14 protein-coding genes and 1 tRNA gene are annotated in these 15,332 nt (G+C 63.4%); 3 read left to right on the forward strand and 12 right to left on the reverse strand.

The genetic code is table 11. The features are described from left to right. Positions 1-83: 83 nt before the first annotated feature. The 5 genes from clpX to DY926_RS05105 form a co-directional block, all read right to left on the reverse strand. On the reverse strand, positions 84-1,343 hold the full coding sequence (clpX, locus tag DY926_RS05085) for an ATP-dependent Clp protease ATP-binding subunit ClpX (protein ID WP_116702372.1): 1,260 nt from the start codon (positions 1,341-1,343) through the stop codon (positions 84-86). Positions 1,344-1,473: 130 nt separating this feature from the next. Continuing rightward, entirely contained in the window at positions 1,474-2,109 is a 636-nt protein-coding gene (locus DY926_RS05090; RefSeq protein ID WP_116702373.1) for an ATP-dependent Clp protease proteolytic subunit, read from the reverse strand. A gap of 266 nt (positions 2,110-2,375) precedes the next feature. After that, positions 2,376-3,713, reverse strand: a complete 1,338-nt coding sequence (gene tig, locus DY926_RS05095) for a trigger factor (RefSeq protein WP_116702391.1) — start codon at positions 3,711-3,713, stop codon at positions 2,376-2,378. A 97-nt stretch (positions 3,714-3,810) separates the two neighbouring features. Beyond that, positions 3,811-3,895: transfer RNA gene (locus DY926_RS05100), tRNA-Leu, on the reverse strand. Positions 3,896-3,975: 80 nt separating this feature from the next. Beyond that, positions 3,976-5,433, reverse strand: coding sequence for an NAD(P)H-hydrate dehydratase (locus tag DY926_RS05105; protein ID WP_116702374.1), 1,458 nt, complete (start codon positions 5,431-5,433; stop codon positions 3,976-3,978). Between the two features lie 140 nt (positions 5,434-5,573). Between DY926_RS05105 and DY926_RS05110 the strand changes: the two genes are divergently transcribed. From DY926_RS05110 to DY926_RS05120, 3 genes are all read left to right on the forward strand, one after another. Continuing rightward, on the forward strand, positions 5,574-6,026 hold the full coding sequence (locus DY926_RS05110) for a CopD family protein (protein WP_116702392.1): 453 nt from the start codon (positions 5,574-5,576) through the stop codon (positions 6,024-6,026). Positions 6,027-6,256: 230 nt separating this feature from the next. Next, complete coding sequence (locus DY926_RS05115) at positions 6,257-7,834, forward strand: DEAD/DEAH box helicase (RefSeq protein WP_116702375.1); 1,578 nt, start codon at positions 6,257-6,259, stop codon at positions 7,832-7,834. Between the two features lie 27 nt (positions 7,835-7,861). Continuing rightward, positions 7,862-9,136, forward strand: a complete 1,275-nt coding sequence (locus tag DY926_RS05120; RefSeq protein WP_116702376.1) for a class I SAM-dependent RNA methyltransferase — start codon at positions 7,862-7,864, stop codon at positions 9,134-9,136. 78 nt (positions 9,137-9,214) lie between these two features. Here the strand turns inward: DY926_RS05120 and DY926_RS05125 are convergent, their stop codons facing one another. Genes DY926_RS05125 through sufB form a run of 7 tightly spaced genes read right to left on the reverse strand, consistent with a single transcriptional unit; the run spans position 9,215 to position 15,316 of the window. Next, positions 9,215-9,592 (reverse strand): HesB/IscA family protein, encoded by a 378-nt coding sequence (locus DY926_RS05125; RefSeq protein ID WP_116702377.1) that lies wholly within the window; start codon positions 9,590-9,592, stop codon positions 9,215-9,217. A 21-nt stretch (positions 9,593-9,613) separates the two neighbouring features. After that, entirely contained in the window at positions 9,614-10,036 is a 423-nt protein-coding gene (locus DY926_RS05130; RefSeq protein ID WP_241503071.1) for an SUF system Fe-S cluster assembly protein, read from the reverse strand. Between the two features lie 43 nt (positions 10,037-10,079). Then, on the reverse strand, positions 10,080-10,508 hold the full coding sequence (gene sufU, locus DY926_RS05135) for a Fe-S cluster assembly sulfur transfer protein SufU (protein WP_116702379.1): 429 nt from the start codon (positions 10,506-10,508) through the stop codon (positions 10,080-10,082). Positions 10,509-10,515: 7 nt separating this feature from the next. Then, positions 10,516-11,766 (reverse strand): aminotransferase class V-fold PLP-dependent enzyme, encoded by a 1,251-nt coding sequence (locus tag DY926_RS05140; RefSeq protein ID WP_116702393.1) that lies wholly within the window; start codon positions 11,764-11,766, stop codon positions 10,516-10,518. After that, positions 11,766-13,040 (reverse strand): Fe-S cluster assembly protein SufD, encoded by a 1,275-nt coding sequence (gene sufD, locus DY926_RS05145; RefSeq protein WP_116702380.1) that lies wholly within the window; start codon positions 13,038-13,040, stop codon positions 11,766-11,768. The genes DY926_RS05140 and sufD overlap by 1 nt, the downstream gene beginning before the upstream one ends. Beyond that, the gene (gene sufC, locus DY926_RS05150; RefSeq protein ID WP_116702381.1) at positions 13,037-13,810 is read right to left on the reverse strand and encodes a Fe-S cluster assembly ATPase SufC; all 774 of its coding nucleotides are present in this window, start codon (positions 13,808-13,810) and stop codon (positions 13,037-13,039) included. The genes sufD and sufC overlap by 4 nt, the downstream gene beginning before the upstream one ends. Positions 13,811-13,825: 15 nt before the next feature. Then, positions 13,826-15,316, reverse strand: a complete 1,491-nt coding sequence (sufB, locus tag DY926_RS05155) for a Fe-S cluster assembly protein SufB (protein ID WP_116702382.1) — start codon at positions 15,314-15,316, stop codon at positions 13,826-13,828. Between the last annotated feature and the right edge of the window lie 16 nt (positions 15,317-15,332).

Raw genomic sequence — 15,332 nt, forward strand, 5'->3', positions numbered from 1 at the left:
CAACTTACAGCTTCATGTTGTCACGGCGCCCCACCATCACAACCCCGGCGATGACAGTTTGCGCGAACCGGAACGTGCCGACCTCAGGCAGACTGCTCGGCCGGCTGGTTCTTGCCGTAAACGTAAACGGGCTGCGCCTTGCCTTCCGCCACTTCCTTGTTGACCACCACTTCCTCAACGTTTTTCAGGCCCGGCAGGTCAAACATGGTCAGGAGCAGGATGCTTTCCAGAATGGCGCGCAGGCCACGCGCGCCGGTGCGCCGGGCAATCGCACGCTGGGCCACCTGACGCAGCGCGTCCTCGGTAAAGGTCAACTGCACGTCTTCCATCTGGAACAGGCGCGCGTACTGCTTGACCAGCGCGTTCTTGGGCTTGGTCAGGATCTCGATCAGGGCGGCCTCATCCAGGTCCTCTAGCGTGGCGACCACGGGCAGACGACCGATGAATTCCGGGATCAGCCCGAATTTCAGCAGGTCTTCCGGCTCCACGTCCCGCAGCACGGCCCCCATGCGGCGTTCATCGGGGGACTGCACATCCGCACCAAAGCCAATGCCCGAACCCTTGCCGCGCGCACTGATGATCTTGTCGAGTCCGGCAAAGGCACCACCACAGATGAACAGCATGTTCGTGGTGTCCACCTGCAGGAATTCCTGCTGCGGATGCTTGCGCCCGCCCTGCGGCGGCACGGACGCGACGGTGCCTTCCATGATCTTGAGCAGCGCCTGCTGCACGCCCTCGCCACTCACGTCACGCGTGATGGAGGGGTTGTCGGACTTGCGGGAAATCTTGTCGATTTCGTCGATGTAGACAATGCCGCGCTGGGCCTTTTCCACATTGTAATCCGCGGCCTGAAGCAGCTTGAGGATGATGTTCTCGACATCCTCGCCCACGTAACCGGCTTCGGTCAGCGTCGTGGCGTCGGCCATGGTGAACGGCACGTCAAGGATGCGCGCAAGGGTCTGGGCCAGCAGCGTCTTGCCCGAGCCCGTCGGCCCGATCAGCATGATGTTGGATTTTGCAATCTCGACATCATTGTTTTTCTGGGCGTGGGCCAGGCGCTTGTAGTGGTTGTGCACCGCTACCGACAGCACCTTTTTCGCATGGGCCTGACCGATGACATAGTCATCCAGAATCTTGCAGATTTCCCGCGGCGTAGGCACCCCATCGCGCGATTTGACCAGATGCGTCTTGTGCTCCTCACGGATGATATCCATGCACAGCTCGACACATTCATCGCAAATGAACACGGTGGGACCGGCGATCAGTTTGCGGACCTCATGCTGCGACTTGCCGCAGAACGAGCAGTAAAGCGTATTTTTGGAATCGCCGGATTTGTTGTTCATAACCGCTCCTATTCCCACAGGGGGAACTTCTCCATACCTTGCAGCCGGACTGCACCATCCCGGCACGCCGCAGGTGACCTGACCCCTAAGGGCGGGGAGCACGCCTGCGCGCGCCCTCCCCTGTTACCGGCTATTCCGCCGGTTTTGACGCCGCGTTGCGACGGACGACTTCATCCACGATACCGAAGGCCTGCGCCTCTTCCGCCGACATGTAGCTGTCGCGCTCCAGCTTCTGCTCGATTTCCTCAAGCGTGCGGCCGGTATGCTCCTTGTAGATCTCGTTCAGGCGCTGGCGGATCGTCAGGATTTCCTGTGCCTGGATCTCGATGTCGCTGGCCTGTCCCTGCGCCCCGCCCGAGGGCTGGTGCACCATCACGCGCGCGTTCGGCAGGGCGAAGCGCCGCCCCTTCTCACCACCCGCCAGCAGCAGCGACCCCATGGACGCCGCCTGCCCGATGCACACCGTGCTGACGGGGCAGCGGATGTACTGCATGGTATCGTAAATCGCGAGTCCAGCCGACACCACGCCGCCGGGGCTGTTGATGTAGAACGATATTTCCTTGCTGGGGTTCACACTTTCCAGATAAAGCAGCTGCGCCGACACCAGAGCGGAAACCTGGTCATAGACCGGCCCGGTCAGAAAGATGATCCGTTCCTGCAGCAGGCGGGAATAGATGTCGAATGCCCGTTCCCCGCGGGAAGTCTGCTCAACCACCATCGGTACCAGAGCATTATTGAAGATCTCTACGGGATCCCGATCCCTCATAGCCATATTCCCGATCCTGAAAAGCGAGGAGCCATTCCACCTCCCGTACCCGGCGCACACACGCACGGGCAGTTATGGAAGCAGCCGGACCCTTCCCGGTTACTTATGACAAAATAGAGACAAACACGCCAGATACCACCCCACCCCTGTCATTTTGCCACGAACGGGGGTGACAAACTGTTCGCATTCACCTGTCCGCAAACACATACGGCGCACGGAAGTCACCTTCCGTGCGCCGCATCCGTCATTCATGCCGCGTGGGCGAATCAGACGTCAGCTTCCGGCATTTCCGCCAGTTCTTCCGGCGTTACGGTCTTGTCTTCAACCTTGGCCAGCTCGACGATGTAGTCGATGACCTTGTTTTCGAAGATCGGACCACGCAGGCCATCGGCCGCCTGCGGATTCTTGCTGAAGAATTCGAACACGGCCTGTTCCTGGCCGGGGTAGCGCATCGCTTCGGCCCGGACAGCCTGCATCATCTCGTCAGGCGTGACGGTGATGGTGTTGACCCGACCGATCTCGGCCAGCAGCAGGCCCAGCTTCACGCGACGTTCGGCAATGCGGCGATAGTCGGCGCGCAGCGTTTCGTCGTCCTTCTCCTTGTCTTCCGCGTCGAGACGGCCGGCCTTGCGGTCTTCCTCGATACGGTTCCAGATCTGCTCGAACTCGGCCTCGACCATGCCCGGAGGGGCCTGGAAATCGGTCTTTTCAGCCAGCTTGTCCAGCAGTTCGCGCTTCAGGCGCAGGCGGGAAAGCTGCTCGTATTCCTGGGCCACCTGCTTGGTGATCAGTTCGCGCACCTGGTCCAGCCCCTCGAAGCCGAGCTTCTTGGCCAGTTCGTCATCGATCTTGGCTTCGATCGGGCGCTTGAGCTCCTTCACCTTGATGTCGAAGGTGGCTTCCTTGCCCGCCAGATGCTCCGCGCCGTAATCGGCAGGGAACGTCACGGTGATCATTTTTTCGTCACCGGCCTTCATGCCCACGATCTGCTCGGCAAAACCGGGGATGAATCCGGCGCCACCCAGCTCGACGTTCACATCGTCAGCCGAGCCGCCTTCGAACGCGGTGCCGTCCACCTTGCCCACGAAGTCCACGACCACGACATCGCCATCGGCCGAGGGACGATCTTCTTCGATCTTCTCGAACTCACGCTGGCGACCGGCAATTTCCTTCAGGGCCTTGTCCACGGTCTCGGCGTTCACTTCGGCCTTGAGGCGCTCGAGCGTCAGGGTGGACAGGTCCGGGATCGTGATTTCGGGCAGGACCTCGAATTCAACGGTGAACTTCAGTTCGTCCTTGCTGCCGGGGGCCGCACCGGACACGACATCCACCTTCGGCTGCATGGCAGGGCGCAGGCCACGCTCGTCGAGCAGGCTGCGGGTCGCCTCACTGACAACCTGTTCCAGGACCTCGCCCTGAACGGCTTCGCCATAACGCTGCTGCAGGATGCTCATGGGCACCTTGCCCGGGCGGAAACCCGGCAGCTTCATGGTCTGTCCAACTTCTTTCAGGCGCGCGGTGCGCTTGCTCTCAATTCCCGCCGCCGGCACCGTAACGGTGAACCCGCGCTTCAGGCCCTCGGAAAGCGTTTCAGTAACCTGCATCTGCCAGGCCATCCTCTCGGTCAGTAACGTGTCAAAGAACGCAAGAGGCCGCTCGGGCCACCCGCGCCTGCTCGCATAACGCGACTTGCCGGGATCTTGGTACGGGCGGAGGGACTTGAACCCCCACGACTTGCGTCACCAGAACCTAAATCTGGCGTGTCTGCCAATTCCACCACGCCCGCACTGTGCCCAGGCTGTAAGCGCGCGGCTTTAGCGCACGATGGGCCATGGGGCAAGATCCAAGGGGGTATGAATACCCTTTTCAGCCGAAAACTTTTTGCGCCTCCACCTCCGCCCGTGCCCGCGCAGCGCCCACATGCAGGTCGAACGCCTCGGCCACCGGCCAGTCACCCGCGTGCAGCGCCGCGTCGCCATGCAGCCACACGCCCGCACAGGCGGCGTCCCACCGGGGCATGCCCGCAGCCAGCATGGCGGCGATGATTCCCGTCAGTGTATCGCCCGATCCCGCCGTGCCCAGCATGGGGGTTGCGTGGTCATTGATGGCGACGCGCCCGTCAGGTGCTGCGATGATGGTGTCAGGCCCCTTCAGCACCGTCACTGCGCCGGTCCGGGCGGCGGCCTGCCGCGCCGCGCCGACACGGTCCGCACCCGGTTTGCCGAACACGCGCGAGAACTCCCCTATATGTGGTGTGATGATGGCGGCCCCGCGCAGCCGCTCCGGCTGCCCCTCCGCCATGCTGAAGGCTCCGGCATCCGCGATCACGTCCCGCCCCGCTTGCAACAGCACGGGCAGGGTTGCCGCGACTTCCTCCACCGACAGGCCCGGACCACACACCCATACATGGCGGCGCGCATCCTTGAGCAGTTCTTCCAGCGGGCCGGAGTCCACGATCAGGCCCGGCGGTGCGGTCATGCGGTAATCCGGCGCGCTGTCACCAGCGGCCAGCCGCACCAGCCCCGCCCCGGCAGCGCGCGCACCAGCGGCGGACAGGCGGGCTGCACCGGGCATCTCCCGCCCGCCGCATATGCTCACGATCCCCCGGCTGTATTTATAGCTGTCCACCTTGCAAAGCGGTGTGCGCCACAGGCCGGGTTCGTTGCGCCATGTCCGAATCGGCTGGGACTCCACCACGCTTTCGGGAATACCAATATCTGCCAGCACCGTGCGCCCGCACAGCGTCCGCCCCGGCAACAACAGGTGCCCCGGCTTGAGGCGGCAAAACGTTACCGTCATCTCCGCCTGGGGCGCGTAGCCACGAACCGCCCCGGTCGCGCCATCCACGCCGGTTGGCATGTCTATGGCGACCACGCGGCGCGCGGCCCTGAGCACATCGGCCACATCCGGCCCGATATCCCGGCTCAGCCCCGCGCCGAACACGCCATCCACCACCAGATCGAATCCGGCAACACCCTGCGCCGTGAACGGCACGACGGGGCCGCGCCACAGCGCCGCCGCATGCGCGGCATCACCACCGGGATGGGGAGCCGCCAATGCGGCTATGGAGACGGGCCATCCCTCCTGCGCCAGCCTGCGCGCGGTCACGTAGCCATCCCCCCCGTTATTGCCGGGACCGCACAGCACCAGCACCCGGCAGGGCCGCATATTCTGGCGGATGGCGCGGGCCACGGCACGCCCCGCGTTCTCCATCAGGGTCGCGACCGGCACGCTGCGCGACGCGGCGGCGTCGATCCGCCCCATCTCCGTCGGGTCCGGCAGCATGAAGCGCGCAACAGCGGCAACCCGTTCTGGTTCGGCCATGGATATTTTCCTCCCCTTTCCAACAACTTTGACTGCTGAAACCGCCCTGCGCATGATACAGGAACAGGAAAACCGGCATGGCGCACCTGCCCGCGCCCTGCCCTTACCCATTCATATCCAAACCCCGGCAAGGAGGCTTCGTGTCCTACCCCATAGTCTGGAGCCTTGTGCTCGCACTCCACATTACCGGCATGGCGGCATGGGTCGGCGGCATGATCTATGCGGCCTTCGTCCTCAAGCCCAGCCTCGGGCTGCTTGACGCGACGCAGCGCGCATCGGTCCACCTGCAGACGCTGGGCCGCTTTTTCCGTATTGTCTGGCATACCATGCCTACGGTGCTGATTACGGGCTGGCTCCTGATTTTTCATTATGGCGGGTTTGCGGTCATGCCATGGCAGATCAACGTCATGCAGCTTTTCGGGCTGATCATGGCGGGGATTTTCGCCCGCATCTATTTCGGCCCCTACCAGAAGGCCCGCCGCGCCATCCGCCCGCAGCCCGGCGTGTTCGACTCGATCCGCTCGCTCATCATGCTCAATACCGGGCTGGGCGTGCTGACCATTGTTGCCGCCTGCCTGGCCCATCCGTTCTGAAATTCCGGGCCGCACACGGAATTACGGAACCGCGTGGTCACGCCCTCTTGATTTCCGTTGCAAAGGTAGATAGGCACAGGGAATGTGGCGCATGAGGGGTCTGTCCCCGCCATGTCACATTCCCCCTCCCTGCATTGCTGCAGGTACATCAGGGACGGCAGCCTGATACAGCGCGACACGGTGGCAATCGGACGGGGCCATATCCATCTGCTGATATGTTCGAGAGTAATTTGAGCGCCAAAAAAACTTCCTCCGCCCCCGCACGTTCCGCAAAAACGGCGGCAGCCGCAGTTCCCGCCGCCAGCATCGACGGGACCGCCGCCAGTGACACGCCAGCACAAACAGCCGCGCCGGAACAGGCACAGCCCCTGTTTTCCGAACTTGGCCTGTCGGCCCCCATCCAGCAGGCCATAGATGAGATGGGATACCGTCATCCCACCCCCATCCAGGCCCAGGCCATTCCCTATGTGCTGATGGGGCGCGACGTACTGGGCGTTGCCCAGACGGGCACCGGCAAGACCGCGTCGTTCACGCTGCCCATGCTCGAGATGCTGTCCGGATCGCGCGCCCGCGCGCGCATGCCGCGTTCGCTCATCCTTGAGCCCACGCGCGAACTCGCGCTGCAGGTGGCGGAAAATTTCGTCAATTACGGCAAATACCTCAAGTTGACCCACGCGCTGCTGATCGGCGGCGAAAGCATGGCCGAGCAGAAGGAAGTGCTCAACCGTGGCGTTGACGTGCTGATCGCCACCCCCGGGCGGCTGATCGACCTGTTTGAACGCGGCGGCCTGCTGCTGACCCAGACCCGCCTGCTGGTGATTGATGAGGCGGACCGCATGCTCGATATGGGATTCATTCCCGATATCGAGAAGATCGTGAGCATGCTCTCCCCGCTGCGCCAGACCATGTTCTTCTCGGCCACCATGGCGCCGGAAATCCGGCGTCTGGCCGACATGTTCCTGAGCAACCCGAAGGAAATCACGGTCAGCCGCCCCTCCTCCGTCGCGACCACCATCGAGACCGGGCTTGCGGTCGTGGATGCCCATGACAAGCGTCGCGCCCTGCGCAAGATGCTGCGTGAGGCGGACATGCAGAACGCCATCGTGTTCTGCAACCGCAAGCGTGATGTGGACGTGCTGTGCAAATCGCTCATCAAGCACGGATTCTCCGCTGGCGCCCTGCATGGCGACCTGCCGCAGTCCACCCGCTTCGCCACGCTTGATGCCTTCAAGACCGGCAAGCTCCAGATACTGGTCTGCTCCGACATCGCGGCGCGCGGTATCGACATTGGCGGTCTGTCGCACGTGTTCAATTTCGACCTGCCATTCCATGCGGAGGATTACGTCCACCGCATCGGCCGCACCGGGCGTGCGGGCCGCACCGGACATGCCTACAGCCTGGCCACCCCCGATGAGGAAGGTCTGGCCCAGGCCATCGAGAAACTGACGGGCAAGCCCATCCCCCGAATTGAGGTCAATGGCGTGGATAATCTGGACTGGTCCGATGAGCCGCGATCCGCTGGCGGTCGCCGCAAGCCCCGCAAGGACAGCGCGGCACAGCCGAAAAGCAGCGCGCCTGCGCCAGCACCAACCCCGGCGGCACCTGCCGCCCCCGCCCCTGCTCCCGCAGCGGAGAAGGCACCCCGCAAGGGCCGCAGGTCCGATACGGCGGCAAGCGCCCCCACACGGCGCGATGCCGGCCTGCTGCCGCCCGCCGCCGATCAGGGCATTGTCGGGTTCGGGGAGGACATCCCCGCCTTCATGCAGCTTCCCCGCCGTGAAAAGACAGTCATCCCGGCGGATGAATAGGCAGGCGACGCTTCAAGCGACAGCATAATGGAAAACGTAATGGCCGATGCCATCCGGGTGGTGGCGCTTGGCAATGATGGGGATGGCGTGGCCCAGTCCCCGCAGGGGCGCGTGTTCATACCCGGGACACTACCGGGCGATGAAGTCCTGCTGGCCTGCCAGAATGGCACGCATGCCACGCTGGAGCGGGTCATCACCCCCGGTCCCGACCGGGTCACGCCACCGTGCCACCTGGCGGGTACCTGCGGTGGGTGCCGCCTCCAGCACATGGCGCTGCCTGCCATCGCGGCATGGAAAACCACCCGTGTGATCGAGGCACTGGAACGCTGCGGCTTTGCAGCGCTTCCCACCCCCACCACCCATCAGGTCGCCCCGCATGGCAGGCGGCGTGTCGATCTCGCCTTTCGGCGGGTGGACAGGCAGATCGTGCTGGGTCTCCATCGCCGCCGTGGCGATGTGGTGGACATGACGGAGTGCACCCTGCTGCACCCGGCCATTTTCGCGCTGCTCGCGCCGCTGCGCCAGATGCTGCACTCGCTGCCAGCGGTGCATGCGGGTGGTGATGTCCAGATCAACCTGCTTGATAGCGGGCCGGACCTGCTGATTACGCTCGATGGTACGCCTGACGCCAATGACCGGCGGATTCTGGCCCAATTCTGCAAAAGCCACGCCATACCGCGCATTTCCCTGAACGCCCGGCCACCGGAGACACTGGCCCTGACCGGGCCGGTCTTCCATCATTTTGGTGCCGTGCGTGTCGTGCCCCCTCCGGGTGCCTTCCTGCAGGCGGCACTTGATGGTGAAGAAGCGATCAGGACTGCGGTTCTGGCCGGACTGCCGCGCAAGGGCCTGAAGGCAGGCATTATCGAACTTTACGCAGGCTGCGGCACGCTGTCCTTCGCGCTGGCAGAACATGCCAAGGTTGCTGCCTATGAAGGGGATAAGGCCGCTTTTGCCTGCCTGAAGCAGGCCAGTGGCGGCACGCGTGTCATGCCTGCGCTGCGCGATCTCAACCGCCAGCCGGTCATGGCGACCGATCTGGCCAAGGCAGCCGCCATTGTGCTGGACCCGCCCCATGCCGGGGCCGGGGCGCAGGTGGCGCAGATCGTGGCGGGCAAGCCCCGGCACGTCATTTATGTCAGTTGCAACCCCACGGCACTCCAGCGCGACCTGACCCCGCTACAGCAGGCAGGCTACCGGGTGGACAGCGTAACGGTGATTGACCAGTTCCTGTGGTCAGCCGAGGTAGAGGCCGTATGCGTGCTGACCCTGCCCGGAAGCACGCGGCAGAACCGGCGCTAGGCACCGGGGGCCGTGTGCCCCCGGTATCCCATCAATGCCGCCCTTTCGAGAAAAAGCGGCACCCGGAAACGCCCGTTTTCAGACGTGAAAGCTCTCGCCGCACCCGCAGCGGCCTTTTTCATTGGGGTTGCTGAAGGTAAAACCGGCTTCAAGCTGCTTGACCTCATAATCCATGACCGAGCCGATCAGGAACAGCGTCGCCTTGCGGTCAACCAGCAGGGTCACGCCTTTATCCTTCACCACTTCATCACCCGGGCCGGGCTGTTCAACGAAGGTCATGTCATAGGCATTGCCCGAGCACCCCTTGGTCGAGACACCAATGCGCAGCAGGTGGCCGGCATGGTTGGTCCGGTACAGAGTCTCAAGCCGTTGCGCCGCGCGCTCCGTCAGTGACAGGAGCGGCGGCAGTTCACGGCGGACCGGGGGCCGGGCGGTTACGGTATTCTGTTCGGTCATGGCACGTTCCCCTTGCTGGGTTCAGAACATGTTCAGGGCGAGGCGCGCATCTTCACTCATACGCGACATATCCCATGGCGGTTCCCACACGATCTCGACCGTGGCGCTGGTGACCGCATCAATCTTTTCCACGGCTTCCTTCACCTGCACGGGCAGTTCCTGCGCGCTGGGGCAGTTGGGGGCCGTAAGGGTCATCTCGACCTTGACCGACCCATCATCATGCAGGTCGATGGCGTAGATCAGGCCGAGTTCATAGATGTTGACCGGAATTTCCGGGTCATACACCGTCGCGATCGCCTCGATGACGGTATCTTCATCCGGAGTACCCGTCTTTGCGCTGTTTTCCGGCGGCTTTTCACCATCCGGCGTCCAGGCCGACACGGGTTTGACCTTCGTCGCCGTATCATCCGCCTCCAGGGAGAAAGAACCGGTTCCCTCAGCCATGCCGATGGCGGGCTCTACCTGATGTTTCTCGTCCATGAGACTTTCACCTGTCTTTGTCATCATTGAGCATCTCCATCAGTGCCGTCCATGGCAGCATGGCGCAGCGGATACGGGAACGATGCCGGTGCAGGGGTGCGAAGGCCGAGAGTTCACCCAGGGCCGCCGGGGCGTTGCCCGTCTGCACCGCTGCCTCCATATCCGCATGAAGCTGCCTGATCCGCGCCGGTTCCTGTCCCGTTACCCTTTCCGCCATCAGATCAGCGGAGGCGGCGCAGATGGCGCAGCCACGCGTTTCATGCCGGATCGCGTCGATACGTCCCTGCGCGTCAATGACCGCATGGAGGTGAACCCTGTCCCCACATAGCGGGTTCGTGCCCTGCCCCTGTGCGTTTGCCTGCGCCAGCTTGCCCGCGTAAAGGGGCGTTTTGGTCCGTTGCAGTACAACGGTGCGGTACAGATCGTCCTGCGTCATCACACCGTCAGACAAAAAAACCGCGTATCTGCACCAGCGTCGCGGCCAGCAGGTCTATTTCCTCCGGCGTGGTGTAGATGCCAAAGCTGGCCCGCGCTGTGGCCGACACGCCCAGCCTGCGCATGAGCGGTTCGGCGCAGTGATGCCCCGCCCGCACCGCGATTCCGTTGCGGTCCAGCAGGGTGGCAATATCGTGCGGGTGCACATCCGCCATGGTGAACGAAATGACCCCGCCACGTTCCGGCGCGGTCCCGATCACCTTCAGCCCGCTGACCTGCCCCAGCGCCTTGAGCGCGTGGGCGGTCAGGGCTTCCTCATGCGCGCCGATCCGGTCAAAGCCGATGGACTCGATATAGCTGATGGCGGCACCCAGCCCGATGGTCTCGATAATGGCGGGGGTTCCGGCCTCGAACTTGTGCGGCACGGGCGCCCATGTCGAACGGCCGAAGGACACGGTTGAAATCATGTCGCCTCCGCCAAGGAAGGGCGGCATTTCATCCAGTATCTCACGCCGTGCCCACAGCACGCCAATACCGGTCGGCCCGTACAGCTTGTGCCCGGTCAGCACGTAGAAATCCGCATCCAGTTCGCGCACGTTCACCCGGCGGTGGACGGCAAGCTGGCTGCCATCGAACAGCACCTTCGCCCCGGCGGCATGCGCCATGTCGGCAATGGCCCGCGCATCCGTGATCGTACCCAGCACGTTGGACATGTGCGTAATGGCAACCAGCGCCACCCGGCCATCGGACAGGTTCTGCCCGAGGGCTTCCATGTCCAGCGCGCCGTCATCGGTCACCGGCGTGACCCGCAGTTCGATGCCGGCGCGATCACGCAGCATCTGCCAGGGCACGATGTTGGCGTGATGCTCCATTTCCGAAATCAGCACCACCTGCCCCGGACGGAGCAGCGAGCCGTAGGAATGGGCCACGAGGTTGATGGCTTCGGTGCTGTTGCGGGTGAATATGATCTCCTCCCGCGCGCCAGCACCCAGAAAACCCGCAACCTGATCACGAACGGCCTCATAGGCTTCGGTCGTGCGCTCGCTCATCCAGTACAGGCCACGGTGGATGTTGGCGTACTGGGTGCGCATGGTCTCGGCCATGCAGTCAATGACCTGCCGGGGTTTCTGCGCGGAAGCCGCACTGTCCAGAAACACCAGGTCCTTGCCATGCACCTTCTGTGTCAGGATGGGGAAATCGGCGCGGATATGCCGGAGGCTCCCCGCCGCGTCGGAGGCCTGTGTCACGACCTGATCCATCATGCCGCCTCCCGCTTCCACCATGCTTCCACGGCCAGGTTGAGGCTGTCCTTCAGCCGCAGGTCAGCCACCTCGTCCACCACATCGTGCAGGAACGCACGGATCAGCATGGAACGGGCGACATCATCGGGTATGCCACGGCTGCGCAGGTAGAAAAGCTGGTCATCATCCAGCGCGCCCACCGTGGCACCGTGGCTGCATTTCACGTCATCGGCGTAGATTTCAAGCTCGGGCTTGGCGTCGATTTCCGCACCATCAGACAGCAGCAGCGCCTGGTTCATCTGGTAACCATCGGTCTGCTGGGCAACCCGTTCCACCAGGATCTTGCCCTGAAACACGCCGCGCGCCTGATCGGACAGGACGTTCTTGACCGTCTGGCGTGAAACGCAGCCGGGTGCGGCATGCGTAATCACGCTGGTCAGGTCCCCATGCTGGCGGCCCGTCAGAAGCTGCGCGCCGTTGACATGCACATGCGCGCCCGACCGGGTCAGCCCCGCATGCACTTCATGCCGCGACAGGTTGCCGCCCAGCGTCAGCGTAAAGCTATCGTACACGCCATCCGCCGCAACATGCGCATGACTTACAGCAAGATGCACCGCAAGCGCGCCTTCCGCCTGTATGCGGGCATGGGACAGGTAGCCCTTGTCGGCTACGGCAATGTCATAAAGCGGGTTATGCAGGTAATGGCCCTGCCCCACGGAGGCATCCAGCACGGCCAGCCTGCCACCCTTCTCCACCACGATACGGTGGCGCGGATGGAACGAGACCGGCGCGTCATCCGCCGTGATGCCGATGCTGACCAGCAGCAGGCAACCGGCATCCACCCCTTCGGGCACGACCAGATCCAGCCCGTCGCGCGCCAGCAGGGTGTTCAGCGCCGTCGTGACATCACCCGCCGGGTCAATCCCGTCCTCCGCCACATCCGCACCAGCGCCGGTGGAAATCCGGACATTGGCGGGCAGGCGCGAACGGGCGGCATCGAAATAACCGTTGACGAACACGGCACGGTTCGCCCCGGCCCCAAGGCCGGAAATGGTCTCGATTTCGGCCAGAAGCGTATCGACGGGACCGTCGTTTACATTGCGCGGGGCCGTGGCGAAGGGCACGTCGGCCAGCGTGCGCAGGGTGGTGTATTTCCATGCCTCCACCCCGGCACGCGGCAGGCCCGCGTGGCGCAGGAACTCCGCCGCCTTGCGCTGGCTGGCACCCGCCAGTCCATCATCCCGGTCGAGAAAGGCGCTGGCATTGACCCCGACCGGTGTCAGCGCGTTCACGCCGCCTCCGCCAGGAAGCGCGCGTAACCCTGCGCTTCAAGCTGCTTGGCCAGTTCCGGCCCGCCACTGTGGATGATGCGCCCCTTCGCCATGACGTGGATGCGATCGGGCACGATATAATCCAGCAGGCGCTGGTGGTGCGTGATGACCAGCGCGGAGAAATCCGGCCCGCGCAGGGAATTGACGCCCTCCGCCACGATGCGCAGCGCATCAATGTCCAGCCCGCTATCCGTCTCGTCCAGAATGGCGAAGGAGGGCTGGAGCATGCGCATCTGCAGCACTTCGTTGCGCTTCTTCTCACCACCGGAGAAGCCGACATTCACATTGCGCTTGAGCATCTCGTCCGACATGGAAAGATGCTTGGTCTCCTTGCGCACGGCCTTGAGAAAGGCCACGGCGTCCAGTTCTTCCTGCCCGCGCGCGCGCCGCACGGCATTGACCGCGGTGCGCAGGAAGTTGGCGTTGTTCACGCCCGGCAGTTCAACCGGGGTCTGGAACGCAAGGAACAGGCCCAGGGCCGCACGCTCCTCCGGTTCCAGCGCCAGCAGGTCCTGCCCCTTGAAGGTCGCGCCGCCGCCGGTCACCTCATAATCTTCCCGTCCGGCAAGGACGTAGGACAGGGTGGACTTGCCCGACCCGTTCGGCCCCATGATCGCATGGACCTCACCCGCGGGGATCTGCAGATCCACACCGCGCAGGATTTCCTTATGTGTCCCACCGTCCGAAATACGGGCGCACAGGCCATCAATGCTTACGAATTGCTTGCTCACGTTTCCCAATCCCTGTTAGCCCACGCTGCCTTCAAGGCTGATTTGCAGGAGCTTCTGCGCCTCTACGGCGAATTCCATCGGCAGTTCCTTGAGAACGTCCTTGCAGAAGCCATTGACGATCAGGCCCACCGCATCTTCTTCGGACAGGCCGCGCTGGCGGCAGTAGAAGAGCTGGTCTTCCGATATCTTGGAGGTCGTCGCCTCATGCTCCACGCGCGCGGACATGTTGCGGCTCTCGATATAGGGCACGGTATGCGCCCCGCACTGGTCACCGATCAGCAGGCTGTCGCACTGCGTGAAATTGCGGCTGCCCGATGCCTTGGGCATCATGCGCACCAGCCCGCGATAGGTGCTGTCGGAGTGCCCGGCGCTTATGGTCTTGGCGATGATGGTCGAACGCGTGTTGCGCCCGATATGGATCATCTTGGTGCCGGTATCGGCCTGCTGGTGGTTGTTGGTGACGGCGACCGAATAGAACTCACCCACAGATCCTTCCCCCTGAAGGATGCACGAGGGGTATTTCCATGTAATGGCCGAGCCGGTTTCCACCTGCGTCCATGAAATCTTGGAGCGCGCGCCCCGGCAGGCCCCGCGCTTGGTCACGAAGTTATAGATGCCACCCTTGCCGTTCTCATCACCGGGGTACCAGTTCTGCACGGTGGAATACTTGATGGAGGCATCATCCATCGCCACCAGTTCGACCACGGCGGCATGAAGCTGGTTTTCATCGCGCATCGGCGCGGTGCAGCCCTCCAGATAAGAGACGGAAGCCCCCTCCTCCACCACGATCAGCGTACGCTCGAACTGGCCGGTATTGCGGGCGTTGATGCGGAAATAGGTGGACAGTTCCATCGGGCAGCGCACGCCCTTGGGCACGTACACGAACGACCCGTCGGTAAACACCGCCGCGTTCAGGGCGGCGTAGAAATTGTCCGTAACCGGCACCACGCTGCCCAGGTACTTGCGCACCAGTTCGGGATGGTCGCGCACGGCCTCCGAAATGGGGCAGAAGATCACGCCCGCTTCCTGCAGGGTCTTGCGGAAGGTGGTGGCGACGGAAACGCTGTCGAATACCGCGTCAACAGCCACGGGGGGGCGGGCTTCCTGCCCCTCGGGCAGTTCCACGCCCGCCAGCATCGCCTGTTCATGCAGCGGAATCCCGAGCTTTTCGTAAGTACGCAGCAGTTCGGGATCAACCTCGTCCAGCGACTTGGGACCCGGCTTCTTGCGGGGGGCGGCGTAGTAATGCACGTCCTGGTAGTCGATGGGGGGATAATGCACCTTGGCCCATGTCGGCTCACGCATTTCCAGCCAAGAACGGTAGGCCTTGAGCCGCCATTCCAGCAGCCACTGCGGTTCCTGCTTGCGGCTGGAAATCAGACGGATCGTGTCTTCATTCAGCCCCTTGGGGGCGATATCCATCTCGATATCGGTCTCGAATCCCCATTTATAGGTATTCTGCCCAAGGGTTTCGACCGTCTTGCGGGTTTCAGCTACTGCCGGCATGGCTCTCTCCTTTCCC

Origin of the sequence: Komagataeibacter melaceti, assembly GCF_003403295.1 — a bacterium.
Taxonomy (GTDB): domain Bacteria; phylum Pseudomonadota; class Alphaproteobacteria; order Acetobacterales; family Acetobacteraceae; genus Komagataeibacter; species Komagataeibacter melaceti.